Genomic DNA, 24,260 nt, shown 5'->3' with positions numbered 1-24,260 from the left:
AGGAGCGGGGGAGGGGGGCGGCCAGGCGGATTGGGCCGGGTGGGTTACGGAACGACGGCCGGCATCCCGGCCCTCCGTCCCCCCGGCCTTCCGTCATCCCGGCCTTCCGTCATCCCGGCCTTCCGTCACCGTGCGTCGGCCGAGCGGAGTGCCGGGTTCCCCCTCCGGCCCGTCACCCCTTCTTCTCCACCAGCGTCAGCAACGTCGCCTCCGGCGGGCACGCGAAGCGGACCGGGGTGTAGCGGTTGGTGCCGCAGCCGGCCGAGACGTGGAGGTAGGACGTACGGCCCTCCACGGTGTGCGTGGACAGGCCCTTGACGCGGTCCGTGTCCAGGTCGCAGTTGGTGACCAGGGCGCCGTAGAAGGGGATGCACAACTGGCCGCCGTGGGTGTGGCCGGCCAGGATCAGGGGGTAGTCGTCCGCCGTGAACGCGTCCAGCACCCGCAGGTACGGCGCGTGGACCACGCCCATCGAGAAGTCGTACGCCCCCGAGGGGCCGCCGGCCACCCGGGCGTAGCGGTCCCGCTTGATGTGCGGGTCGTCCAGGCCGGTCAGCTCGATGGAGACGCCCTCGACCTTCAGCACACCCCGCGTGTTGGTCAGGTTCAGCCAGCCCGCCGCGTCGAAGCCGTCCCGCAGGTCCTCCCACGGGTTGTGGACCGCGCCCACCGCCGGCGCGTTGCCGTTCAGCCCGTGGCGTCCGCTCGCCTTCTCCAGCAGGTAGCGGGCCGGGTTGCGCAGCTTGGGGCCGTAGTAGTCGTTGGAACCGAAGACGTACGCGCCCGGGAACTCCATCAGCGGGCCCAGCGCGTCCAGCACCTCCGGGACGCCCTCGGGGTCGGACAGGTTGTCCCCGGTGTTGATCACGAAGTCGGGGCGCAGTCCGGCCAGCGACTGCAGCCAGCGCTGCTTCTTGCGCTGGCCGCCGACCATGTGGATGTCGGAGACCTGGAGCACACGCAGCGGGCGCATGCCCGGGGGCAGGACGGGGACGGTGACCCGTCGGAGGCGGAAGGAACGGGCCTCGAAGCCCGCCGCATAGACCAGGCCGGCGGTGCCGGCCGCCACGATTCCCAAGGGGATTCCGTATCGCGCGCGCATCTGTCCATCGTGTCAGACGGGTTGGGCGCGCCGAGACCGGCCGTCACCGGTCGAGCGGACGCCGGCGGATATGACGCCGGCGGTTATATAGGGGCGGGCACGGGTGACCGCGCGCCCGTGGCCGTGCCCGCCGCTAAATGGGCGGGCACGGGGGGCCGCGTACCTGCGACAATCGGGCCATGACCACCACGCTCAAGTCGAAGCTGCAGGACGACCTCAACGCCGCGATCAAGGGGCGCGACGAGCTCCGCTCCTCGACGCTCCGGCTGACCCTCGCCGCGATCACCAAGGAGGAGGTCGCAGGCAAGGAGAAGCGGGAGCTGTCCGACGACGAGGTCCTCAAGGTGATCACCCGCGAGGCGAAGAAGCGCCGTGAGGCGGCGGAGGCCTTCGCGCAGGGCGGCCGTGCCGAGCAGGCCGAGCGGGAGAAGGCGGAGGGCGAGGTGCTCGCCGACTACCTGCCCAAGCAGCTGTCCGACGAGGAGCTGGACGCGATCGTCGTCCAGGCGGTGGCCGAGGCGAAGGCGGCCGGTGCCGAGGGGCCGCGGGCCATGGGCGCCGTCATGAAGATCGTGAACCCGAAGGTGGCCGGTCAGGCCGAGGGCGGCCGGGTCGCCGCCGCGGTGAAGAAGCACCTCCAGGGCTGAGCCCCCGGGCCGGCCTCCTGGGCCGGCCCTTTCCTGGGCCGGACTTCCGGGCAAGCCTGCTGGGCTGGTCTCCTCTCAGGCTGACACCCAGGACGCCGACCTCCTCCAGCGCCGGCCTCCCGAGCCGGCCCCTGGCTGACACCGCCCCAGCCCACCCTCCTCGCGCCGTCGCCACCGGCCCCGGCAGGCGCGCCCCGCCCCCGGCGCCCGGCCTCCGTTCCCCGTCCCTACCACGGGGTCTCTACGGCCTCGCCGCAACGGCAACGTCTCTACGACGCGCCCCGGCATCGTCGCTACGACGTCTCCACGACCACGGGGCCGCACCCCTCCCCAGAGGTGCGGCCCCGCTCATCCGGCTCCGAACATGATCGGCCGGCCCGTCCTAATGCCGCCGGCCCCCGTGACCGTTCCCGCCGTTTCCACCGTTTCCGCCGGTCCCGCCGCCCCCCTGCCCCTGGATGAGGTTCTCCGGGAGGGAGAACGTCGGCGTCGGGAACGAGCCGCCGAGGGCGCCCGCGGTGGGGCCGCCGTCAGCGGTGCCGCCGTTCGTCAGGCCGCCGAGCAGTCCCCCGGTCACCCGCCCCCTCGTGTCCCCGTTGTGGTCGTCCGTCTCCCCCCGGTCGCCTTTTTTCTGGTCGTCCTCGTCGTGGCTGTCGTCGGGAAGGTCGACCAGATGGAAGTCGGGGGCGGGCCTGCCCTCCAGCGCGCCGGACATCATGTCGCGCCAGATCGGACCCGGGACCTCGCCGCCGTAGACCTTGTCGTGCGGGACGCCGCCGATGGTGATGTTGGTCATCTTGCGCTTGTGCTGCGGGTCGCCGACCCAGACCGCGCCCGCCATGTTCGGGGTGTAGCCGACGAACCAGGCCGCGAAGCGCTCGTCCGTCGTACCCGTCTTGCCCGCGCTCGGGCGGCTGCCGAGACCGGCCTCCTGGCCCGTGCCGTCCTCGACCACGCCCTTGAGGAGCGTGCTGATCGTGTCCGCGGTGTTCTCCGACATCGCCCGTGAGCAGGTCGACTTCGGCACCGGAAGGGACTTCTGCCGGCTGCCGGCCTTCTGGGTGACCGACTCGATGGCGACCGGGGTGCAGTACGTGCCGCGCGAGGCGAAGGCGGCGTACGCGCTCGCCATCGTCAGCGGGGACATCTCCTGGGTGCCGAGCGCGATGGAGGGCGCCTGGACGATCTTGCGGCCGTCCGCGCGCGCCACGCCCATCTTCTTGGCCATGTCGACGACCGGGCAGATGCCGATGTCGCTGATCAGCTGCACGTAATAGGTGTTGACCGACTTCGCGGTGGCCTCCGCCATGCCGTACGGGCCGCGCTCGGAGTCGTCCTCGTTCTTCAGCTTCTCCGGCCGCCTCGGGTCGTTGCGCCACACCTTGCCGTCGCACGCGGTCACCGGGCTCGGGTACGCCATCTCGTACGGCGACGAGTACTCCTGCGCCGGGGACTTGCCGCCCTCGACGGCCGCCGCGGCGACGATCGGCTTGAACGTGGAACCGGGCTGGTAGCCGGCGCCGCCGCCCATGTCCTGGTCCACGGAGAGGTTGATCGTCGTCTCGCCGTTGTTGACGTTGACGCCGTACGGGCGGGACTGGCCCATGGCGAGGATCTTGCCGGTGCCGGGTTCGACGATGGTCGCGGCGGTCGCCACGGCGTCGCTGCGGTAGACGTGGTCCTTGACGGAGTCCTGCACGGACTCCTGCGCCTGCGGGTCGAGCGTCGTACGGACCGTCAGGCCGCCCCGGTTCCAGAGCTTGGCCCGCGCCTCCTTGGTCTTTCCGAACACCGGGTCGGTGAGGATGACCTGGCGGACGTAGTCACAGAAGAAGCCGGCGCCCTTGACCGCGGTGATGCAGCCGTTCTTGGGGCGGCTGGTGTGCAGGCCGAGCGGTGCGCGCTTCGCCTGGTCGGCCTCCTGCTGGGAGATGTCGCCCAGCTCCGCCATCCGCTGGAGCACGATGTTGCGCCGCTTGGTGGCCTCCGCCTCGTCGTTGACCGGGTCGTACCGGCTCGGGGACTGCACGATGCCGGCCAGCAGCGCCGACTCCTGGAGGCTGAGGTCCTTCGCGTGCTTGGAGAAGTAACGCTGGGAGGCGGCCTCGACGCCGTAGGCCTGCTCGCCGAAGAACGTGATGTTCAGATAGTTCTCGAGGATCTTCTTCTTGCCGAGCTTGTCCTCGATCTGGATGGCGTACTTCAGCTCGCGGATCTTGCGGCCCAGGGTCTGCTGGGTGGCCTCGGCGACCTTCGTCGGGTCGTCGCCGGCCTCCTCGATGAAGTAGTTCTTCACCAGCTGCTGGGTGAGCGTGGAGGCGCCCTGGGCGACGCCGCCCTCCTGCGCGTTCTTGTTCAGGGCGCGCAGCACGCCCTTGAGGTCGACGGCGCCGTGCTTGTAGAAGCGCGAGTCCTCGATCGCGACGATCGCCTTCTGCATGTACGGCGAGATGTCCTTGAGGTCCACCACCGTGCGGTCGCGGGAGTAGACGGTCGCGATCTGCTTGCCCTGGCTGTCCAGGATGGTGGTGCGCTGGCTCAGCTGGGGGCTCTTCAAGTCGGCCGGGATCTCGTCGAAGCCCTTGACCGAGCCCTTGGCCGCGAGGCCCAGCGCTCCGGCCGCGGGCAGCGCGATGCCCGCCATGACGGCTCCGGCGAGCACACTGACACCGAGGAACTTGGCGGCCTGCTGCATGGGCGACAGACCACCGCCCGAGCGCTTCTTTGGCATGGAGGCAGCCTAATCCGTACTGTTGAGCGTTCCGAGGGAGCGACCGCTTCTCGGGATGTTCCGAGTGCCGATCGTGACGTGGCCCCGAGGGCTCGCCGGGGGCGCCGGCCTCCGTCAGGGCCCCGCAGAGAGGGGATGTCCGCGTTCCCATTCGCCGGACACGCGCACAGGCATTGGCCTAAGCTGCTCTCGACTGTCACAACCGTGCGGTCACCCATTCCTACGTGCGGCTACCCCGAATCGTTCCGGACACGGCCGGGAATTCCCGGGAAGCGGCCCTGTTTCCCCGCCGGGGACGGGCCTGAGCCCCGCCCCGAGTGCCGTCCGGTGCCCGGTGTCGCCCACCGCGACTGCCCCGGTTTGCCGGAATGATCACGCATGTCGCCAGCTCACTCCCGTGGGTGATCTGCCGCTTACCCATAGTCCGTTCGGGCCATTCAAGATTGGGCCCGAAGGGGGTGTTGCACTGTCCCCACCTTCCGTAACGTCCTCAACTGGCGGCGGTGAATATGCCGCTGCCGCCGTGGGGGAGCCTCGATTCGGGAGAGGACGGCGCCGGTATGGGCTGGGTAACCGACTGGAGTGCGCAGGCCGCCTGCCGCACTACCGATCCGGATGAACTGTTCGTTCAGGGAGCAGCGCAGAACAGGGCCAAGGCGGTGTGCACCGGATGCCCGGTGCGCACCGAGTGCCTGGCCGACGCGCTGGACAACCGCGTGGAGTTCGGCGTGTGGGGAGGCATGACGGAGCGTGAGCGCCGTGCGCTGCTGCGCAGGCGGCCCACCGTGACCTCCTGGCGCAGACTCCTGGAAACCGCCCGCTCGGAGTACGAGCGGGGAGCGGGGATCGTATCCCTCGACAACGACGAGGTGTACGAGAACTATGCCGCGGTGAGCTGAGGGCTTCCCCGCTCAGGCTGACCCCGTCACCACGTCACCACGTCAAGGCCAGGGTCGGCGTGCGCGGTGCCCATTACGGCCGGTTGTACGGCGGGTGTACTGCTGTGCGGTGGCGTCCGTGGCCGCGAGCGCGCCATCGAGCGCCCCTGTGCGCCTGTGCGTCCCCACGCGCCGGTATGCGCCGTACGCGTACCTGTTCACGCGTCGAAAGACGTGACGTAACCCGTAGTGCGGTGCCTATATGTGCTCCGTCCGTTCGGGCCGTTGGGCCGCCAGCCGGTCTCCGATGTCGCGCAGGCCCGCGAGGTCGTGGACATCACCGGGCAGCGCGGGTACCTCGACCATCGCCACCTCGGGGTGCCGGGCGGTGAAGCGGTCGCGTGTGCGCCGCTCGCGGGCGAGCAGCCGCATGCGCTCGGCGTGCAACCTCAGCAGGCCCGCGGTGAGCCGGTCGACCGAGCGCTCCGTGTCGGCGGGGGAGCCTTCCTCGGGAGCAGGGGCTGCGGTCTCCGGTGCGGAAGATTGTGAACTGCCTTGCGTGTCGGGAGAGTTACGAAGTCCAGCTTTCCCGTCCCCCTGATCCACAATGCGGGAGTCCTCAAGATTTTCCGCGGCCGCGAGCGCCCGCTCGGCCGACAGCCGGCCGGCACCGCTGTCATGGACGCGGTTCAGCACCAGCCCCACCAGCGGCATGCTCTCCGCGGCCAGCCGCTCCACGAAGTACGCGGCCTCGCGCAGCGCGTCCCGCTCCGGGGCCGCCACCACCAGGAACGCCGTACCGGGCGCCTGGAGAAGCTTGTAGGTGGCGTCCGCGCGGGTGCGGAAGCCGCCGAACGTGGTGTCCATCGCGGCCACGAACGTCTGCACGTCCTTCAGCAGCTGACCGCCCAGCAGCTTGCCGAGCGTGCCCGTCATCATCGACATGCCGACGTTGAGGAAGGCCATCCCGGCCCGGCCGCCGAGCTTCGCCGGAGCGGTCAGCAGACGGATGAGCCGGCCGTCCAGGAAGGAGCCGAGCCGCTTGGGGGCGTCCAGGAAGTCCAGTGCCGAGCGGGAGGGCGGGGTGTCGACCACGATCAGGTCCCACTCGTCCCGTGCCCGCAGCTGGCCCAGCTTCTCCATCGCCATGTACTCCTGCGTGCCCGCGAAGCCCGCCGAGAGCGACTGGTAGAAGGGGTTCGCCAGGATCGCGGCGGCCCGCGCCGGGTCCGCGTGCGCCTCCACGACCTCGTCGAAGGTGCGCTTCATGTCGAGCATCATGGCGTGCAGCTCGCCGTCGCCCTCGGTGCCCTTCACCCGGCGGGGCACGTTGTCGAGGGAGTCGATCCCCATCGACTGGGCCAGCCGCTTGGCCGGGTCGATGGTCAGCACGACCACCTTCCGGCCCCGCTCGGCGGCCCTGAGCCCGAGCGCCGCCGCGGTCGTCGTCTTGCCGACCCCGCCCGAGCCGCAGCACACCACGATCCGGGTCCTGGGGTCGTCCAGCAGCGGGTCCACGTCCAGCACGCGCGCGGAAGAAAGGCGGCGGGCCTGCTCGGGCTCCTGTGCCGTCTCGGATGCCTCGGCCGGGTCCGGACTCATGACAACCCCTGCTTCCGCAGCTCGGTGGCGAGTTCGTAGAGGCCCGCCAGGTCCATGCCCTCGGCGAGCAGCGGCAGTTCGTGCAGCGGCAGGCCCAGCTCGGTGAGGACCGCGCGCTGCTCCTGCTCCAGCGTGTACCGCTCGGCGTACTCCGCGGCCTGCTCCAGCAGCGGGTCCACCAGTTTCTCGGCGTTCCCGCCGCGCCGGGCCCCGCCCAGGCCGGCCGCCGAGAGCGCCTGTGCGACGGAGGAACGCTCCACGGTCCGTACGAGTTCCAGGTCGTCCTCGTCCAACACCTGCGGCCGGACCATGTTCACGATGACCCGGCCCACCGGCAGCCGGGCGGCGCGGAGTTCGGCGAGGCCGTCGGCGGTCTCCTGGACCGGCATCTCCTCCAGGAGCGTCACCAGGTGCACCGCCGTCTCCGGCGACTTCAGCACCCGCATCACGGCCTGCGCCTGATTGTGTATCGGTCCGATCTTCGCCAGGCCCGCCACCTCGTCGTTCACGTTCAGGAAGCGGGTGACACGGCCGGTCGGCGGGGCGTCCATGACCACGTAGTCGTACGCGAACCGTCCCGAGCGGTCCTTGCGGCGCACCGCCTCGCACGCCTTGCCGGTCAGCAGGACGTCCCTCAGGCCGGGCGCGATGGTGGTGGCGAAGTCGATCGCGCCGAGCTTCTTCAGGGCCCGGCCCGCGCCCCCGAGCTTGTAGAACATCTGGAGGTAGTCCAAGAGGGCCAGTTCGGGGTCGATGGCGAGGGCGTACACCTCCCCGCCGCCCGGAGCGACCGCGATCTTCCGCTCTTCATAGGGCAACGCCTCCGTCTCGAAGAGTTGTGCGATGCCCTGCCGGCCCTCGACCTCCACGAGAAGCGTCCGCTTCCCCTCGGTCGCGAGGGCCAGCGCGAGTGCGGCGGCGACCGTCGTCTTTCCGGTCCCGCCCTTGCCGCTGACGACCTGGAGCCTGCTCACGTCTTCGAGACTAACCAGTCCGGCCGACGGTCACGCGCGAGGCTGTGGATAACGCAGGTCACCGTCCCCGTGGCCACAGCGGCTACAGTCGGCCCATGACCAAGTGGGAATACGCAACCGTGCCGCTGCTCGTCCATGCCACGAAGCAGATTCTGGACAACTGGGGCGAGGACGGCTGGGAACTCGTCCAGGTCGTGCCCGGGCCGAACCCGGAGCAGCTGGTGGCCTACCTGAAGCGGGAGAAGCAGGCGTGAGCGCGGTCGAGGCCAGGCTGGCCGAGCTGGGCCTGACCCTGCCGGAGGTGGTACCGCCGCTGGCCTCCTACCAGCCGGCCGTGCGGTCCGGGGCGTACGTGTACACCGCCGGGCAGCTGCCGATGGTGGAGGGCAAGCTGCCGGTCACCGGCAAGGTGGGCGCCGAGGTCACGCCGGAGGAGGCCAAGGAGCTGGCCCGCGTCTGCGCGCTGAACGCGCTGGCCGCCGTGAAGTCCGTCGTCGGCGACCTGGACAGCGTCGCGCGCGTGGTGAAGGTCGTCGGCTTCGTCGCCTCGGCGTCCGACTTCACCGGGCAGCCCGGTGTCGTCAACGGCGCCAGCGAACTGCTCGGCGAGGTCCTGGGCGAGAAGGGCGTGCACGCCCGCAGCGCGGTCGGCGTCGCGGTGCTGCCGCTGGACGCGCCGGTCGAGGTCGAGATCCAGGTGGAGCTGGCGCAGTAGACCGCCGTCCTCCCCGCCGGCCCCGGGCACCTCTCGAACAATCGCCCGGCACGGGATAGCCTCCGGCCATGGCGAACGGTCAGTGGTATCCCCCGGAGTGGCCGGACCGCATCCGCGCGCTCGCGGACGGCTCGCTCACCCCGGTGGCCCCCAGGCGCGCGGCCACGGTGCTGCTCCTCAAGGACACCCCGGACGGCCCCGTCGTCCACATGCTGCGCAGACGCGCCTCCATGGCCTTCGCCGGAGGCGCGTACGCGTATCCCGGAGGCGGTGTCGACCCACGCGACGACGACCGCCAGATCCGCTGGGCGGGCCCCACGCGCGCGTGGTGGGCGGATCGGCTCGGCGTCGACGCCGCGGCCGCCCAGGCGATCGTGTGCGCGGCCGTACGGGAGACCTACGAGGAGGCCGGCGTGCTGCTCGCCGGTCCCGACCCGGACTCGGTCGTCGGCGACACCACGGGGGACGACTGGGAGGCCGACCGCGCCGCCCTGGTCGCGCGTGAGCTGTCCTTCGCGGAGTTCCTCGACCGGCGCGGGCTGGTGCTGCGCTCGGACCTGCTGGGTGCCTGGGCCCGCTGGATCACCCCGGAGTTCGAGGCCCGCCGCTACGACACGTGGTTCTTCGTGGCCGCCCTCCCCGACGGGCAGCGCACCCGCAACGCCTCCACGGAGGCCGACCGCACGGTGTGGATCCGCCCCGCCGAGGCCGCCGCCGGGTACGACAAGGGCGAGCTGCTGATGATGCCGCCCACCATCGCCACCCTGCGCCGGCTGCTTCCCTACGGCACCGCCGCCGAGGCACTGGCCGCCGCGCCCGCGCGCGAGATGACGCCGGTACTGGCGACCGCCCGCCTCCAGGGCGACGAGATCATCCTCTCCTGGCCGGGGCACGAGGAGTTCACCAAGCACGTCCCGACGACCGCCGAGCCGACGGGGCCGACGGCTGCGGAACCTACGGGGCCGGGGACATCCGTAGCGCCTACGACTCCTACGACAGCGCCTACGACTCCTACGACGTCCGAGGCGCCAGCGGCACCGACGACGACGTCTGCGGTGTCCGGGAAGCCCGAGGGATCCGCGGCGCCCGGGGCTTCTGCGGGCGGTTCTGCGGGCGGTCCGGTGGGTGGTTCGGTGGGCGGCCCGGTGCGTGGTCCGGCGGACGCCCCTGCTGGTACCCGCCCGGCCACGCCCACGATCACCGCCTCGGCCTCCTCCTCGACCACCGCCTTGTCCACCCCCTCGACCACCGGTGGAGGTTCCGCATGACCGACGCGAGCGCGCTGCCGGGCCAGCCCCGGGGCGGAGCGCTGTCCGGGCCGGCCACCGCACGGGCGGTCAACGTCCTCGCGCCCAACGCCTCCGCGATGACCCTGGACGGCACCAACACCTGGATCGTCGCCGAGCCCGACTCCGACCTGGCCGTGGTGATCGACCCCGGCCCGCTCGACGACGGCCACCTGCGCAACGTCGTGGACACGGCGGAGAAGGCCGGCAGACGCATAGCCCTGACCCTGCTGACCCACGGTCACCCCGACCACGCGGAGGGCGCCGCCCGGTTCGCCGAGCTGACCGGCACGCGCGTGCGCGCGCTGGACCCGGCCCTGCGGCTCGGCGACGAGGGGCTGGCCGCCGGGGACGTGGTCACCGTCGGCGGCCTGGAGCTGCGGGTCGTACCCACCCCCGGGCACACCGCGGACTCGCTGTCCTTCCATCTCCCGGCCGACCGGGCGGTGCTGACCGGCGACACCGTCCTCGGGCGCGGTACGACGGTCGTGGCCCACCCGGACGGCAGGCTCGGGGACTATCTGGACTCCCTGCGGCGGCTTCGGTCCCTGACGGTGGACGACGGCGTGCACACCGTCCTGCCGGGCCACGGGCCAGTCCTGGAAGACGCCCAGGGCGCCGTGGAGTTCTACCTCGCCCACCGCGCCCACCGGCTCGCCCAGGTGGAGACCGCGGTCGAGGACGGCCACCGCACCCCGGCCGAGGTCGTCGCCCACGTCTACGCCGACGTGGACCGCTCGCTGTGGCCGGCCGCGGAACTGTCGGTCCGGGCCCAGCTGGACTACCTCAGCGAGCACGGGCTGATCTAGCCCCGGGCAGGGCACGACAACGGGGCCCGGCTCGTGCGAGCGGGGCCCCGGGGGCGTACGGCCGAGGCCGGCGTCAGCGCGACCGCTTGGCCAGCCGCTCCACGTCCAGCAGGATCACGGCGCGCGCCTCCAGGCGGAGCCAGCCGCGCTGGGCGAAGTCGGCGAGGGCCTTGTTCACGGTCTCGCGGGAGGCGCCGACCAGCTGGGCCAGCTCCTCCTGGGTCAGGTCGTGGACGACGTGGATGCCCTCCTCGGACTGCACGCCGAAGCGGCGCGAGAGGTCCAGCAGGGCACGGGCGACCCGGCCGGGGACGTCGGAGAAGACCAGGTCGGACATGGCGTCGTTGGTCTTGCGCAGCCGGCGGGCGACGGCCCGCAGCAGGGCGCCGGCCACCTCGGGGCGGGCGTTCAGCCAGGGCTGGAGGTCACCGTGGCCGAGACCGAGCAGCTTGACCTCGGTCAGCGCGGTCGCGGTGGCGGTGCGGGGGCCCGGGTCGAACAGCGACAGCTCGCCGATGAGCTCGCCGGGGCCGACGACGGCGAGCATGTTCTCCCGGCCGTCGGGGGAAGTGCGGTGCAGCTTGACCTTGCCTTCGGTGACGACGTACAGCCGGTCCCCGGGGTCGCCCTCGTGGAACAGGGAATCGCCGCGTGCGAGGGTCACCTCACTCATGGAGGCGCGAAGCTCCGCGGCCTGCTCGTCGTCGAGAGCCGCGAAGAGCGGGTTGCGCCGCAGAACGTCGTCCACGAGTTCTCTCCTTGTCGACCTGCTCAGGGGATCTTGCTCCCCCGTGTGCCAGGGGACCGTGTTCCCCATTTTGCCGGACGGTCCAAACAGTGTGATCTGTCACAAGGATGCCGCACCCGTCTCCCGGGGTAAGCGTCAGGGGTCCGATCGGGGGCCGCTTCGCCGGGTCCGGGGCGGATGTCGGTGCCGGGCTTTAGGCTGGCCGGGTGTCCAAATCGCCGGTGACAGCACAGGACAAGGGGGCTGGGCGGGTGGTTGTACGTCGCGATTCCGCTGTGGGCGAACGCGCGCCCGATGGAAGTAGTAAAACGGGCAAATCGGCTAAAAAGGCTGTCGGTGCGGAGGGGGAGACCTCGCCCGCGAAGAAGGCGGCGGAGAAGGCCACGAAGAAGGTCACGAAGCGGGCCGAGAAGCCCGCCGAGAAGCCCGCCGGGAAGCCCGCCGGGAAGAAGGCGGCACCCGCGGCCAAGAAGACGGCGGCCGCGAAGAAGGCCGCGCCTTCCAAGACCGCCGCCACCAGGAACACGCCCGCCAAGAAGACCGCCCCGGCCGGAAGAACCACCTCCGCCGGGAAAGCCGCGGTCGCCAGGAAGGTGAAGCCGGCCGACGTGGTCCTCCCCGCCGAAGCCGCCGTCGAGAAGGCCGCGCCCGTCAAGAAGATCGCCGTCCGGCCGCCGGGCGGCGAGTCCCCCACCGCCCTGGTCCGCCGTGCCCGCCGCATCAACCGCGAGCTGGCCGAGGTGTACCCCTACGCGCACCCCGAGCTGGACTTCGAGAACCCCTTCCAGCTGCTGGTCGCCACCGTGCTGTCCGCCCAGACCACCGACCTGCGCGTCAACCAGACCACCCCGGCGCTCTTCGCCCGGTACCCCACCCCCGAGGACCTCGCCGCCGCCAACCCGGAGGAGGTCGAGGAGATCCTGCGCCCCTGCGGCTTCTTCCGGGCCAAGACGAGGTCGGTCATAGGGCTCTCCAAGTCGCTCGTCGAGAACTTCGGCGGCGAGGTGCCCGGACGGCTGGAGGACCTGGTCACGCTGCCCGGCGTGGGCCGCAAGACGGCCTTCGTCGTCCTCGGCAACGCCTACGGCCACCCCGGGATCACCGTGGACACCCACTTCCAGCGGCTCGTGCGGCGCTGGCAGTGGACCGACGAGACCGACCCCGGCAAGATCGAGGCCGCCGTCGGCGCGCTCTTCCCGAAGAGCGAGTGGACCGACCTGTCCCACCACGTCATCTGGCACGGCCGGCGCATCTGCCACGCCCGTAAGCCCGCCTGCGGCGCCTGCCCCATCGCCCCGCTGTGCCCCGCGTACGGCGAGGGCGAGACCGACCCGGAGAAGGCGAAGAAGCTGCTCAAGTACGAGAAGGGCGGCTTCCCGGGCCAGCGTCTGAACCCCCCGCGGGCCTATCTCGACGCCGGCGGCAAACCGGCGCCGCCCCTGGGGGCCGCGTGACGGAACGATCTCGGTGCCCTCGGGCGTTGGAGAGGGCAGGACGACGGGGGTGGCGATGACGAGGACGAGCGGAACGCAGGACGGCCCGCTGACGCTCAGCGGCGCGGGGCTGCCGGACTGGCTGGCGCCGGTCCTGCGCGTCGCGGAGACGGTCGAGCCGACGCAGCTGAGCCGCTTCCTGCCGCCGGAGAACGGCTCGGGACGGCAGTCGGCCGTGCTGATCCTGTTCGGCGAGGGCGAGCGCGGCCCGGAGCTGCTGCTCATGGAGCGCGCGGGCTCCCTGCGCTCGCACCCCGGCCAGCCGTCCTTCCCGGGCGGCGCGCTGGATCCGGAGGACGGCGATCCGCAGGGCGACGGTCCGCTGCGGGCAGCGCTGCGCGAGGCGCGGGAGGAGACCGGGCTGGATCCGGCGGGCGTGCAGCTCTTCGGCGTGCTGCCCCGGCTGTACATCCCGGTCAGCCGTTTCGTCGTCACGCCCGTGCTGGGCTGGTGGCGCGAGCCCAGCCCGGTCGGCGTGGTCGACCCGAACGAGACGGCCCGGGTCTTCACCGTGCCCGTGGCGGATCTCACCGACCCCGCCAACCGCGCCACCGCCGTCCACCCCAGCGGCCACAGCGGCCCGGCGTTCCTGGTCGAATCAGCCCTGGTGTGGGGCTTCACGGCCGGGGTGATCGACCGCCTGCTGCACTTCGCGGGCTGGGAGCGCCCCTGGGACCGGGGAAAGCAGGTCCCGCTCGACTGGCGCGCGTGACAGGGTGATCCCCGTGCTGAATCCCCGGGGGGCGGCCCCGGGGCCCGGCCGAGCTGCTGGGAGCGGAGTGAGTAGGCGAGGCCTGAAGCAGTGAACGTGCTGGACATCCTGTTGCTCGTCGCGGCCGTGTGGTTCGCGGTGGTGGGTTACCGCCAGGGCTTCGTCGTCGGCATCCTGTCGGTGACCGGGTTCCTCGGCGGCGGTCTGCTCGCCGTGTACACGCTGCCCGTGATCTGGGACGCCACGACCGGCAAGGAGGAGGTCGGCACCACCGCCGCCGTCGTGGCCGTGGTCGTCGTGATCGTCTGCGCCTCCGTGGGCCAGGCCCTGACCACCCACCTGGGCAACAAGCTGCGCCGGCACATCACCTGGTCCCCGGCCCGCGCCCTGGACGCCACCGGCGGCGCCCTGGTCAACGTCGTCGCGATGCTCCTGGTGGCCTGGCTGATCGGGTCCGCCCTGGCCGGCACGACCCTGCCCACGCTCGGCAAGGAGGTCCGGGGCTCCAAGGTGCTGCTCGGCGTCTCCCGGGCGCTGCCCGAGCAGGCCGACACCTGGTTCGCGGACTTCTCCTCGGTGCTCGCGCAGAACGGCTTCCCGCAGGTCTTCAGCCCGTTCGCCGACGAGCCGATCAAGGACGTGCGGCCGCCCGACCCGGCCCTCGCGGGCAGCCCGGTCGCCCAGCGCGCCCGGAACTCCATCGTCAAGGTCACCGGCACCGCCCAGAGCTGCGGCAAGGTCCTGGAGGGCACCGGCTTCGTGTTCGCCGACCGGCGCGTGATGACCAACGCGCACGTGGTCGGCGGCGTCGACGAGCCGAGGGTGCAGATAGGCGGCGAGGGCCGCAAGTACGACGCCCGGGTGGTGCTGTACGACTGGGAGCGCGACATCGCCGTACTCGACGTGCCCGACCTGCGGGCGACCGCGCTGCGGTTCACCCGTGAGGACGCGTCCGGAGGGGACGGCGCGATCGTCGCGGGCTTCCCGGAGAACGGCGCGTACGACGTGCGCGCCGCGCGCGTGCGCGGGCGCATCACGGCCAGCGGCGCGGACATCTACCACCGCGGCACGGTGCGCCGCGATGTCTACTCCCTGTACGCCGTCGTCCGGCAGGGCAACTCCGGCGGCCCGCTGCTCACCCCGGACGGGGAGGTGTACGGCGTGGTGTTCGCCAAGTCACTCGACGACGCGGACACGGGGTACGCGCTGACGGCGGATGAGATCCGGGCCGACATCGAGCGGGGTCGTACGGCGAACGAGCAGGTGGGCACGGACAGCTGCGCCCTGTAGGGCGGCGCGGTGGCGGTCAGCCCCGCGGATGACGCAGACGCACCGAGACCCAGCGGGCCCGGCGGCGCAGGATGCGCGGGATCCCCACCCTGGGGTCGCCCACCGCGAGTTGCGGCGTGACCCGCTGGGGTGTGCCCGGACCCGTGGCCGAGCGGCGGTTGCGGGGTGCGTCACTGATGTCGTGCGTCCAGCCCATACCCCGACGTGTGCCCCCGCCCGAAGGTCGATAACCGCCCGCGCGCCCCCTAATTGGCCTATGCGCAAGGCATGTGGCGGTTGGGGGGACACGGGCGGGGAACCGGATGCCGAACGCACCGGAATCCGCCCCGGACGGTCACCGGTCCGGCTCGGGATCCTTCAGCCAGTTGACCAGTTCCGCGGAGAAAGCGGCCGGGTCCTCCTCGTGCGGGAAGTGGCCGAGACCGTCGAACAGGCGCCAGCGGTACGGGGCTTCGACGTACTCCCCGGAACCGGCCGCGCTGCGGGTCCGGGTCACCGGGTCCAGCGAGCCGTGCAGATGCAGCGTCGGCACCCGTACGGGCCGCTTCATCCTGCGGTAGAACTGCACGCCGTCGGGGCGGGCCAGGGAGCGCACCAGCCAGCGGTACGGCTCGATGGAGCAGTGCGCCGTGGAGGGGATGCACATGGCCCGCTGGTACGTCTCCACGGCCGTGTCCTCCGGCGGCTGCGGCCCGGACCAGTCCCGGATCAGCCGGCCCACCAGCGCGCCGCCGTCGGCGGTCAGTTGGCGCTCGGGCAGCCACGGCCGCTGGAATCCCCAGATGTAGGAGTTGGCGGCCGTCTGCCGGGCGTCCCGCAGCATCGCCGCGCGCCAGCGCCGCGGGTGCGGCATGGACACCACCGCCAGGCGCCGGACGAGCTTGGGCCGCATGGCCGCCGCCGTCCACGCCAGATAGCCGCCGAGGTCGTGGCCGACCAGTGCGGCGTCCGGTTCGCCGAGCGAGCGGATCACCCCGGTGACGTCGAGCGCCAGGTTGGCGGGGTCGTACCCGCGGGGCGTGCGGTCGCTGCCGCCGACGCCCCGCAGGTCCATCGCCACCGCCCGGTAGCCCGCGTCGGCGAGCGCGGTCAGCTGGTGCCGCCACGTCCACCAGAACTGCGGGAAACCGTGCAGGAGCAGCACCAGGGGACCGTCGCCCAGCTCCGCGATGTGGAAGCGGGCGCCGTTGGCGGCGACATCCCGGTGCGTGACCCGTGTCCCGTCCGGGAGGTCGATCCGCACGGGCGAGGGGGCGGCTGGGTCCGTCATGACGACGAGCGTGCCACAGCCTCGATGGCGGCGGGAGCCGGTTCGCCGGGCAGCTCCGGACGCGGGTGCGGCTTGGCGTTCTGCAGGACGCCCGCCGACTCCTTCATCGAGGCGGCCACCTTCTGCGGGCCCTTGCCCTTCTTGGCCTTCTTCGCGAACACCACGCCGATGAGCCCGAGCAGACCGGCCACCAGCACATTGGCCGCGAAGGACAGCACGAAGCAGATCGCCAGGTTCCAGTGGCTCCAGGTGCGGATGCCGTACGCCAGGGCGAAGTTGAGCATCGGCAGGGAGAACACCAGGACCGCGCCCGCCATCGAGAAGGCGCCGCCGCTCACCGCGCCGCGCTTCACGTCCTGCTTGAGCTGGGCTTTGGCCAGCGCGATCTCGTCGTGCACCAGCGCCGACAATTCGGTCGTCGCCGAGGCGAACAGCTGGCCGATACTGCGTTCGGCGCCGACCGGGCTGCCGTCGGGTGCGCTCATCGCGTTCTCCCTCAGAGGTCTCGTGCCGCACATGTGCTGTGGGGACGGCCGTGGTGCTCGTACGGCCGTCCGGGTAGCCGTCGCGCGCGTGCGGCCGTCTTGTTTTGTACCGTCTCGTCAGATCATGCCGGACGGTCGCCCTCCTCGCCTGCCCCGCCCGGCACTTCCGCAAGCCCGCGGCGTGCCTCGGCGGCCAGCCGCCGGTGTTCGGCGGCCTTGCGCTCGTGGATCTCGGCCATCCGGAGGTGGTACGCCGGGTCGCCCTGTTCGTAGACGTCCGGGATGCCGTCGAGGTCCTCGTCGCGCTCCTCTTCCTCACACAGCCTGCGGTACCGGTTGTTGCGCAGCTTCAGCAGCATCGTCGCGCACACCGCCGCGATCAGCGATCCGATGAGGACGGCCGCCTTCACCTCGCCGGTCAGTACGGTGTCGCTCCCGAAGGCCAGCTCGCCGATCAGCAGCGACACCGTGAAGCCGATCCCGGCGAGCGAGGACATCGCGAAGACGTCGGCCCACGCCAGCTCCTCGCTGAGCCGCGCCCGGGTGAAGCGGACGGTCAGCCAGGTGCCGCCGAAGATCCCGATCGTCTTGCCCACGACCAGGCCGAGGACGACACCGAGCGTCTCGGGCCTCGCGAACACGTCCCCGAGCGCACCGCCGGATATCGACACACCGGCGCTGAACAGGGCGAACAGCGGTACGGCGAGCCCGGCCGACAGGGGCCGCACCAGATGCTCGATGTGCTCGCCCGGCGAGTGCTGCTCACCCTCCCGGGTGGTGCAGCGCAGCATCAGGCCCATCGCCACGCCGGCGATGGTGGCGTGCACGCCGCTGTTGTACATCAGCGCCCAGATGACGAGGGCGAGCGGTACGTACACGTACCAGCCGCGTACGCCCTTGCGCAGCAGCAGCCAGAAGACGGCGAGCCCGGCGGCGGCCCCGCCGAGGGCGGCGAGGTTCAGCCGGTCGGTGAAGAAGATCGCGATGATCAGTATCGCGAAGAGGTCGTCGACGACCGCCAGGGTGAGCAGGAAGGCGCGCAGGGCGCTGGGCAGGGAGGTGCCGATGACCGCGAGCACGGCGAGCGCGAAGGCGATGTCGGTGGCGGTGGGCACGGCCCAGCCCTGGAGGGAGCCGTTCCCGGCGAGGTTGGTGAGGGCGTAGACGAGCGCGGGTGCGGCCATCCCGCACAGGGCCGCCGCCACGGGCAGCACGGCCGCCTTCGGGTCGCGCAGGTCCCCGGCGACCAGCTCGCGCTTGAGTTCGATGCCGGCGACGAAGAAGAACAGCGCGAGCAGTCCGTCGGCGGCCCAGTGGGCGACGGACAGGTGCAGGCCCAGCGCGCCGGGGCCGAGGTGGAAGTGGCTGACCGTCTCGTAGCTGTGGTGCAGGCCGGGGATGTTCGCCCAGAGCAGCGCGGCCACGGCGGCCAGGAGCAGCAGGACACCGCCGACGGTCTCGGTGCGCAGCGCGTCCGCGATGAAGGTCCGCTCGGGCAGGGACAGGCGGCCGAGGGCCTTGCGGACGGTGGTGGGGGTGCGGGGCGCGGTCACGGGAGACCTCCGGAGGCAGGCAGGCGGAATCACATGCCGACCAGACTTCCCGGCGCACCTGAGGTGTCACATGCTGCGACTTTCCTTAGTTTACCTAAAGTAGCGCGCGCCGGTCCGATGATCTTCACCGTAGCCGTCCCCGGGACACCCGGCACGTTCACCGGCCGAGTGCCCCGCAGGACGTCGTTCGACTCCTCCCGGTCCGCTCAGTCCTCGCTGGACGTGGCGGGCAGCTTGGCCTGGATCAGGTCCATGACGGTGCTGTCGGTCAGGGTGGTCACGTCACCGAGCTGGCGGTTCTCGGCGACATCCCGCAGCAGGCGGCGCATGATCTTGCCGGAGCGGGTCTTCGGCAGCTCGGCCACCGGCAGGATCCGCTTGGGCTTGGCGATCGGGCCGAGGGTGGCGCCGACGTGGTTGCGCAGCTCGCCGATGAGCGTCTCGGTCTCCGACGCCGAGCCGCGCAGGATGACGAAGGCGACGATGGCCTGGCCGGTGGTCTCGTCCGCGGCGCCCACGACGGCGGCCTCGGCGACCGCCGGGTGCGAGACCAGAGCCGACTCCACCTCGGTGGTGGAGATGTTGTGCCCGGAGACGAGCATCACGTCGTCCACCCGGCCCAGCAGCCAGATGTCACCGTCCTGGTCCTTCTTCGCGCCGTCGCCGGCGAAGTACTTGCCTTCGAAGCGGGACCAGTAGGTGTCGATGAACCGCTGGTCGTCGCCCCAGATGGTGCGCAGCATCGACGGCCACGGCTCGGTCAGCACCAGGTAGCCACCGCCGCCGTCGGGCACCTCGTTCGCCTCGTCGTCGACGACCGTCGCGCTGATGCCGGGCAGCGGGCGCTGCGCCGAACCGGGCTTGGCCTCGGTGACGCCGGGCAGCGGCGAGATCATCATCGCGCCGGTCTCGGTCTGCCACCAGGTGTCCACCACGGGCGTGCGGTCGGCGCCGATGTGCTTGCGGTACCAGATCCACGCCTCGGGGTTGATGGGCTCGCCCACCGAGCCGAGGACCCGCAGGGAGGACAGGTCGTACTTGGCGGGGATGTCGTCGCCCCACTTCATGAACGTCCGGATCGCGGTCGGCGCGGTGTAGAGGATCGTGACCTTGTACTTCTGCACGATCTCCCAGAACCGGCCCTGGTGCGGGGTGTCCGGCGTGCCCTCGTACATCACCTGGGTCGCGCCGTTGGCCAGCGGGCCGTACACGATGTACGAGTGGCCGGTCACCCAGCCGACGTCGGCCGTGCACCAGTAGACGTCCGTCTCCGGCTTGAGGTCGAAGACCGCCCAGTGGGTGTAGGCCGCCTGGGTGAGGTAGCCGCCGGAGGTGTGCAGGATGCCCTTCGGCTTACCCGTCGTACCGGAGGTGTAGAGGATGAACAACGGGTGCTCCGCCTCGAACGCCTCCGGGGTGTGCTCGGCGGACTGCCGGCCCACCACGTCGTGCCACCACAGGTCCCGGCCCTCGGTCCAGGCGACCTCCTGGCCGGTACGGCGCACCACCAGCACATGCTCGACCTGGTCGGCCTTGCCGAGCGCCTCGTCCACGGCCGGCTTGAGCGCGGACGGCTTGCCGCGCCGGTAGCCGCCGTCGGCGGTGATGACGACCTTGGCGTCCGCGTCCTGGATGCGGGTCGCGAGCGCGTCCGCCGAGAAGCCGCCGAAGACGACCGAGTGGGCCGCGCCGATCCGGGCCGAGGCCAGCATCGCGATCGCGGTCTCCGGGATCATCGGCATGTAGATGGCGACCCGGTCACCCTTGCGCACGCCGAGCTCCAGCAGGGCGTTGGCGGCCTTGGAGACCTCGTCCTTCAGCTCCGCGTAGGTGATCGCGCGGCTGTCCCCGGGCTCGCCCTCGAAGTGGATGGCGACGCGGTTGCCGTGACCGGCCTCCACATGGCGGTCCACGCAGTTGTAGGCGACGTTCAGCTCGCCGTCCTTGAACCACTGCGCGAACGGCGGGTTGGACCAGTCCAGCGTCTCCGTCGGTTCCTTGGCCCAGGTCAGCCGGCGGGCCTGCTCGGCCCAGAAGCCGAGCCTGTCAGCCTTGGCCTGCTCATACGCCTCCGCGGTGACATTGGCGTGTGCGGCCAGGTCGGCGGGGGGCGCGAACCTGCGTTCTTCCTTCAGCAGGTTGGCCAGGCTCTCATTGCTCACGACATCTCCCATTCCAAGGGTGTCCGTTGTGTCCCAGGCCACAGCTCATCAGACCCGGGGGGCCGATGACAAGGGTCGCCGGGAAAATTGGTTTAGACCTGTCGGAGGGCCGTTGTCTGTCACCTCCGGTCTCTGGGGCGCCAGTTGGCCGGGTCGTGTCCGGCCATGCGGATTCAGTAAAGGAATCGTAATGCCACGTAAAGGTATGGAATAGCTTTTCGGCGTAAATGGAGGAAAGGATCCCCTCTGAGGGTGAATTAATCATTTGATCGGCTTGTCATCCTCATCCCTTCTCGACCCCATGCGACCTTGGCCGCGCCGCCGGGACAACCCCGGCACATCACCAGAAACGGCCCAAGTCAGCGTGCGTCTGAGAGAAGGAAGAAGGTGGGCGGAACATGGCCGCCACCCAGAGGATCGCCGTCGGTGCCATGGTCGCCGCGGCCTGTGCGGCGTCACTCGCCGGCTGCGCGGGAGACGCCACCGCCGTCAAACCCGGGGCGCCCGGCCCGGAGCAGGGCGCCCCGGCGCCGGGCAGCGTGTTCCGGCCGATCGGCGACGGATCCACCGTGTACACCGGGGCCCAGCCGCATCTGCCCACACCGGAGCGGCTGAGCCCTGGTCAGAAGCCCCCGCAGTTCGTCGTGTTCTCCTGGGACGGCGCGGGCGAGGACAGCCAGAAACTGTTCTCGCACTTCCGTGAGGTCGCCAAGGAGAACAACGCGACCATGACGTACTTCCTCAGCGGGGTGTACCTGCTGCCGGAGGAGAAACGCGACCTCTACAAGCCGCCGCAGCACTCCCCGGGCCGCTCCGACATCGGGTTCAACGACGAGCGGGGCATCGCCGACACCCTCGAGCAACTGCGGCTGGCCTGGCTGGAGGGCAACGAGATCGGCACCCACTTCAACGGCCATTTCTGCGGGCCGGACGGCGGGGTGGGCACCTGGTCGGTGGACGAGTGGAAGAGCGAGATCGCCCAGGCCAGAAGTTTTGTGAAGTCCTGGCGGTCCAATACCGGCATGCGGGCGGAGGAGCCGCTGCCCTTCGATTACGACAAGGAGCTGATCGGCGCCCGCACCCCCTGCCTGGAGGGGCGGAAGAACTTCGTGAAGGCCGCCCGCGACCTCGGCTTCCGCTACGACTCCAGCGGAGTCAACGACCAGGTCTGGCCCAAGAAGAAGGAGGGGTTGTGGGACCTGTCGATGCAGCTGGTGCCCTTCCCCGGCCACACCTATGAGCAGCTGACCATGGACTACAACTTCATGGTCGGCCAGTCCGGCACCGAGACCCAGGGTGATCCCGACAAGTTCGACTACTGGGGCGACCAGATGCGCGACGGCCTCCTCAAGGGCTTCTACCGCGCCTACGACGGCAACCGCGCGCCTCTGGTCATCGGCAACCACTTCGAGTCCTGGAACGGCGGCACCTATATGCGCGCCGTGGAAGAGGTGGTGAAGGAGGTGTGCACCAAGCCCGAGGTGCGCTGCGTCTCCTTCCGGCAGCTGGTCGACTGGCTCGACGCCCAGGACCCGCGGACGCTGGCGCGGCTGCGCTCCCTGGAGGTCGGCGAGGCGCCCCGGCAGGGCTGGGCGTCCTTCCTGTCCGGCAGCCCGGCCCCGGCGCCCAAGGGAGTACCCGGGGCGCCGGCGGACCAGCGGTAGGTGTCAGGCGGGGGTCGCCACACTCTCGCCGAGCACGAAGCCGGGGTCGACCTGCGCCGCCAGGTCGGCCCCGGTGCGCTCGTTCCCCCAGGACTCGGCGTTCTTCAGGTGGAAGTGCACCATCTGACGGGTGTAGCGCTCCCAGTCGCGCCGCTCGTAGGTGGCGTCCACGGCGGCCCGGAGGGTCTCCAGCGCACGGGCGTTGGGCTCCTCCAGGAGGTCGAACCGGGGCGGGCGGCCCTTCTCCATGGCGCGCACCCAGTCCGAGCGCCCGACCGTCACGAGCAGGTCGTCCCCGACCTCCTCGCGCAGGAAGTCGATGTCGTCCGGCTCCTGGATCTTGTTGCCGACGACCTTCAGGGCCACGCCGAAGTCCCGGGCGTACTCCTTGTACTGGCGGTAGACGGAGACGCCCTTCCGGGTCGGCTCGGCGACGAGGAACGTCATGTCGAAGCGGGTGAACATGCCGGAGGCGAAGGAGTCCGAACCGGCCGTCATGTCGACCACCACGTACTCGTCGGGGCCGTCGACGAGGTGGTTCAGATACAGCTCCACCGCTCCCGTCTTGGAGTGGTAGCAGGAGACCCCCAGGTCGGCGTCCGTGAAGGGGCCGGTGACCATCAGCCGGACGGCGCCGCCGTCGAGTTCCACCGGACGCGCGCAGGCGTCGTAGACCGGGTTGGGCTCGCGCACCCGGACCAGCCGCGATCCCTCGCCGGGTGGGGTCGTCTTGATCATTGTCGCGGCCGAGGCGATGCGCGGGTTGGTGCCGCGCAGGTAGTCCTTGATCAGCGGGAGCCGTTCGCCCATGGCGGGCAGTGCCGCCGCCTCGTCCTCGCCGAGGCCGAGGGCGGGGCCGAGGTGCTGGTTGATGTCCGCGTCGATGGCGACCACCGGAGCGCCGGCGGCGGTGAGATGGCGGATGAAGAGGGAGGAGAGCGTCGTCTTGCCGCTCCCGCCCTTCCCGACGAAAGCAATTTTCATGTTCACCAAGAGTAGCCGGATGATAGCTGTAGGTGTCACGCTGACGTGAAGAAGACCACTCCTTCGTGGGGCGGGCCGCCAGGGTGCGTACTGTCGTACCCATGAGTACGACAGGCGCTACCGCCGACCCGCTCTCCGCCCTGGGCTCGCTGCCCGGTGTGGCCGAATCCGTGGAGTCCGTACGCAAGGCCGTGGACCGGGTCTACGGCCACCGTGTCATGCGGCGCCGCAGCAACGAGATCACCTCCGAGGCCGCCCTGCGCGGCGCCCGTGGCTCGGCGGCGCTGTCCGGTGCGGACTGGGCCCTGGAGGAGGTCCGGCGGCGCAGCGACTTCGGCGTCGACGCGGAGGCCCGCGTGATGGGCGCGGCCCTGCGGCTCACCGCCGAGGCGGGGCAGTTGCTGTCCATCTGGCGCCAGTCGCCGCTGCGGGTGCTGGCCCGGCTGCACCTGGTGGCCGCGGCCGACGGCGCCGAGCGGGTGGGCAGGCCGCGACAGGCCGGCGAGCCGGTGGACGAGCCGTTGATCGAACTGCCGCTGCCCGACGCCGGGGAGGTCTCCGGCCGGCTGGAGGGGCTGGCGGACCTGATCATCGCCGGTACCTCGGCCCCGGCCCTGGTGACGGCCGCCGTCGTGCACGGCGAGCTGCTGGCGCTGCGCCCCTTCGTGTCGCACAACGGCCTGGTCGCGCGCGCGGCCGAGCGGATCGTGCTGATCGGCAGCGGTCTGGACCCGAAGGCCGTCTGCCCGGCCGAGGTCGGCCACGCCGAACTGGGCCGCGCCTCCTATCTGGCCGCGTTGGAGGGCTATGTCTCCGGCACGCCCGAGGGCATGGCGGCGTGGATCGCCCACTGCGGACGGGCGGTGGAGCTGGGCGTGCGCGAGTCGACGGCGGTCTGCGAGGCGCTCCAGCGCGGCGCGGCCTGAGCGAAGAAGCCGGACAGAGAGATGCGGCGGTACGAATTCTCGTACCGCCGCTGGCATGCTCACCGGGTTACCAAGCGTCCTCGATATGTCGCCCATCAGGCCGGGGTGCTTTGCCCGTCCTGGTGCGGCTGGCCCGTAATCGACGGGTCGACGTCGCGTGGGTGCCCGGTGTTCATGCGAGGTCCGTGGGCCAAGTGCGTAGACAGGGAATCCTCCCGGATGTCCTTTT

At 71.2% G+C, this 24,260-nt stretch carries 21 protein-coding genes and 1 pseudogene; 11 read left to right on the top strand and 11 right to left on the bottom strand.

Features of this window, described 5'->3' with window-relative positions; genetic code table 11:
• Nucleotides 1-172: 172 nt before the first annotated feature.
• On the bottom strand, nucleotides 173-1,102 hold the full coding sequence (locus IE251_RS27370; RefSeq protein WP_189755668.1) for a metallophosphoesterase: 930 nt from the start codon (nucleotides 1,100-1,102) through the stop codon (nucleotides 173-175).
• 179 nt (nucleotides 1,103-1,281) lie between these two features.
• Here IE251_RS27370 and IE251_RS27365 point away from each other — a divergent pair, with 179 nt between their 5' ends.
• Nucleotides 1,282-1,749: a GatB/YqeY domain-containing protein gene (locus IE251_RS27365; protein WP_030781920.1), complete on the top strand. Its 468-nt coding sequence runs from the start codon at nucleotides 1,282-1,284 to the stop codon at nucleotides 1,747-1,749.
• 382 nt (nucleotides 1,750-2,131) lie between these two features.
• Here the strand turns inward: IE251_RS27365 and IE251_RS27360 are convergent, their stop codons facing one another.
• Entirely contained in the window at nucleotides 2,132-4,480 is a 2,349-nt protein-coding gene (locus IE251_RS27360; protein WP_189755667.1) for a transglycosylase domain-containing protein, read from the bottom strand.
• A gap of 560 nt (nucleotides 4,481-5,040) precedes the next feature.
• On the opposite strand from IE251_RS27360, the gene wblA reads away from it, so the two are divergent.
• Nucleotides 5,041-5,379, top strand: a complete 339-nt coding sequence (gene wblA / locus IE251_RS27355) for a transcriptional regulator WblA (RefSeq protein WP_030606400.1) — start codon at nucleotides 5,041-5,043, stop codon at nucleotides 5,377-5,379.
• Between the two features lie 237 nt (nucleotides 5,380-5,616).
• Here the strand turns inward: wblA and bagB are convergent, their stop codons facing one another.
• Nucleotides 5,617-6,960: an ATPase BagB gene (bagB, locus tag IE251_RS27350; RefSeq protein ID WP_189755666.1), complete on the bottom strand. Its 1,344-nt coding sequence runs from the start codon at nucleotides 6,958-6,960 to the stop codon at nucleotides 5,617-5,619.
• Nucleotides 6,957-7,934: an ATPase BagA gene (gene bagA / locus IE251_RS27345; RefSeq protein ID WP_189755665.1), complete on the bottom strand. Its 978-nt coding sequence runs from the start codon at nucleotides 7,932-7,934 to the stop codon at nucleotides 6,957-6,959. Before bagA ends, bagB begins: the two co-directional genes overlap by 4 nt.
• Before the next feature lie 95 nt (nucleotides 7,935-8,029).
• Here bagA and sp36 point away from each other — a divergent pair, with 95 nt between their 5' ends.
• From sp36 to IE251_RS27325, 4 genes and pseudogenes are all read left to right on the top strand, one after another.
• A complete protein-coding gene (gene sp36, locus IE251_RS27340) occupies nucleotides 8,030-8,188 on the top strand; it encodes a Sp36 family protein (RefSeq protein WP_086024262.1) in 159 nt (52 codons plus the stop codon).
• Nucleotides 8,185-8,649: a RidA family protein gene (locus IE251_RS27335; RefSeq protein WP_189755664.1), complete on the top strand. Its 465-nt coding sequence runs from the start codon at nucleotides 8,185-8,187 to the stop codon at nucleotides 8,647-8,649. Before sp36 ends, IE251_RS27335 begins: the two co-directional genes overlap by 4 nt.
• A gap of 68 nt (nucleotides 8,650-8,717) precedes the next feature.
• Nucleotides 8,718-9,599: pseudogene (locus tag IE251_RS27330) on the top strand (NUDIX hydrolase); the annotation flags it as partial.
• A gap of 314 nt (nucleotides 9,600-9,913) precedes the next feature.
• Nucleotides 9,914-10,744 (top strand): MBL fold metallo-hydrolase, encoded by an 831-nt coding sequence (locus IE251_RS27325; protein ID WP_189755663.1) that lies wholly within the window; start codon nucleotides 9,914-9,916, stop codon nucleotides 10,742-10,744.
• Nucleotides 10,745-10,817: 73 nt separating this feature from the next.
• Here the strand turns inward: IE251_RS27325 and IE251_RS27320 are convergent, their stop codons facing one another.
• Nucleotides 10,818-11,492, bottom strand: coding sequence for a Crp/Fnr family transcriptional regulator (locus IE251_RS27320; protein WP_014674022.1), 675 nt, complete (start codon nucleotides 11,490-11,492; stop codon nucleotides 10,818-10,820).
• Between the two features lie 275 nt (nucleotides 11,493-11,767).
• Between IE251_RS27320 and nth the strand changes: the two genes are divergently transcribed.
• The 3 genes from nth to IE251_RS27305 all read left to right on the top strand — a co-directional run bounded on the left by nth (nucleotide 11,768) and on the right by IE251_RS27305 (nucleotide 14,987).
• The gene (gene nth / locus IE251_RS27315) at nucleotides 11,768-12,946 is read left to right on the top strand and encodes an endonuclease III (RefSeq protein WP_189755662.1); all 1,179 of its coding nucleotides are present in this window, start codon (nucleotides 11,768-11,770) and stop codon (nucleotides 12,944-12,946) included.
• Nucleotides 12,947-13,001: 55 nt separating this feature from the next.
• Nucleotides 13,002-13,697 carry an NUDIX hydrolase gene (locus IE251_RS27310; RefSeq protein WP_189755661.1) on the top strand — a complete coding sequence of 232 codons (696 nt, stop codon included), beginning with the start codon at nucleotides 13,002-13,004 and terminating at the stop codon, nucleotides 13,695-13,697.
• Between the two features lie 90 nt (nucleotides 13,698-13,787).
• A complete protein-coding gene (locus tag IE251_RS27305) occupies nucleotides 13,788-14,987 on the top strand; it encodes a MarP family serine protease (RefSeq protein WP_030781889.1) in 1,200 nt (399 codons plus the stop codon).
• A gap of 16 nt (nucleotides 14,988-15,003) precedes the next feature.
• On the opposite strand, the gene IE251_RS41260 is transcribed toward IE251_RS27305, so the two are convergent.
• The 5 genes from IE251_RS41260 to acs form a co-directional block, all read right to left on the bottom strand.
• Complete coding sequence (locus IE251_RS41260) at nucleotides 15,004-15,183, bottom strand: hypothetical protein (RefSeq protein WP_229896959.1); 180 nt, start codon at nucleotides 15,181-15,183, stop codon at nucleotides 15,004-15,006.
• 138 nt (nucleotides 15,184-15,321) lie between these two features.
• A complete protein-coding gene (locus tag IE251_RS27300) occupies nucleotides 15,322-16,257 on the bottom strand; it encodes an alpha/beta fold hydrolase (protein ID WP_189755660.1) in 936 nt (311 codons plus the stop codon).
• Entirely contained in the window at nucleotides 16,254-16,742 is a 489-nt protein-coding gene (locus IE251_RS27295) for a phage holin family protein (RefSeq protein WP_030606372.1), read from the bottom strand. The genes IE251_RS27300 and IE251_RS27295 overlap by 4 nt, the downstream gene beginning before the upstream one ends.
• A 122-nt stretch (nucleotides 16,743-16,864) precedes the next feature.
• Complete coding sequence (nhaA, locus tag IE251_RS27290; RefSeq protein WP_189755659.1) at nucleotides 16,865-18,295, bottom strand: Na+/H+ antiporter NhaA; 1,431 nt, start codon at nucleotides 18,293-18,295, stop codon at nucleotides 16,865-16,867.
• A gap of 206 nt (nucleotides 18,296-18,501) precedes the next feature.
• Nucleotides 18,502-20,499 (bottom strand): acetate--CoA ligase, encoded by a 1,998-nt coding sequence (gene acs / locus IE251_RS27285; protein ID WP_189755658.1) that lies wholly within the window; start codon nucleotides 20,497-20,499, stop codon nucleotides 18,502-18,504.
• Between the two features lie 356 nt (nucleotides 20,500-20,855).
• Between acs and IE251_RS27280 the strand changes: the two genes are divergently transcribed.
• On the top strand, nucleotides 20,856-22,121 hold the full coding sequence (locus IE251_RS27280) for a polysaccharide deacetylase family protein (protein WP_189755657.1): 1,266 nt from the start codon (nucleotides 20,856-20,858) through the stop codon (nucleotides 22,119-22,121).
• A 3-nt stretch (nucleotides 22,122-22,124) separates the two neighbouring features.
• Here IE251_RS27280 and IE251_RS27275 read toward each other — a convergent pair whose 3' ends face one another.
• Nucleotides 22,125-23,105, bottom strand: a complete 981-nt coding sequence (locus tag IE251_RS27275; RefSeq protein ID WP_189755656.1) for an ATP-binding protein — start codon at nucleotides 23,103-23,105, stop codon at nucleotides 22,125-22,127.
• 101 nt (nucleotides 23,106-23,206) lie between these two features.
• On the opposite strand from IE251_RS27275, the gene IE251_RS27270 reads away from it, so the two are divergent.
• Nucleotides 23,207-24,031, top strand: a complete 825-nt coding sequence (locus IE251_RS27270; protein WP_189755655.1) for a Fic family protein — start codon at nucleotides 23,207-23,209, stop codon at nucleotides 24,029-24,031.
• The last annotated feature ends 229 nt before the right edge of the window (nucleotides 24,032-24,260 follow it).

Origin of the sequence: Streptomyces eurythermus, from assembly GCF_014649115.1 — a bacterium.
Classification (GTDB): Bacteria; Actinomycetota; Actinomycetes; order Streptomycetales; family Streptomycetaceae; genus Streptomyces; species Streptomyces eurythermus.
Note: the sequence above shows the minus strand (reverse complement) of the source record. Positions and strands in the feature narration are given on the sequence as shown.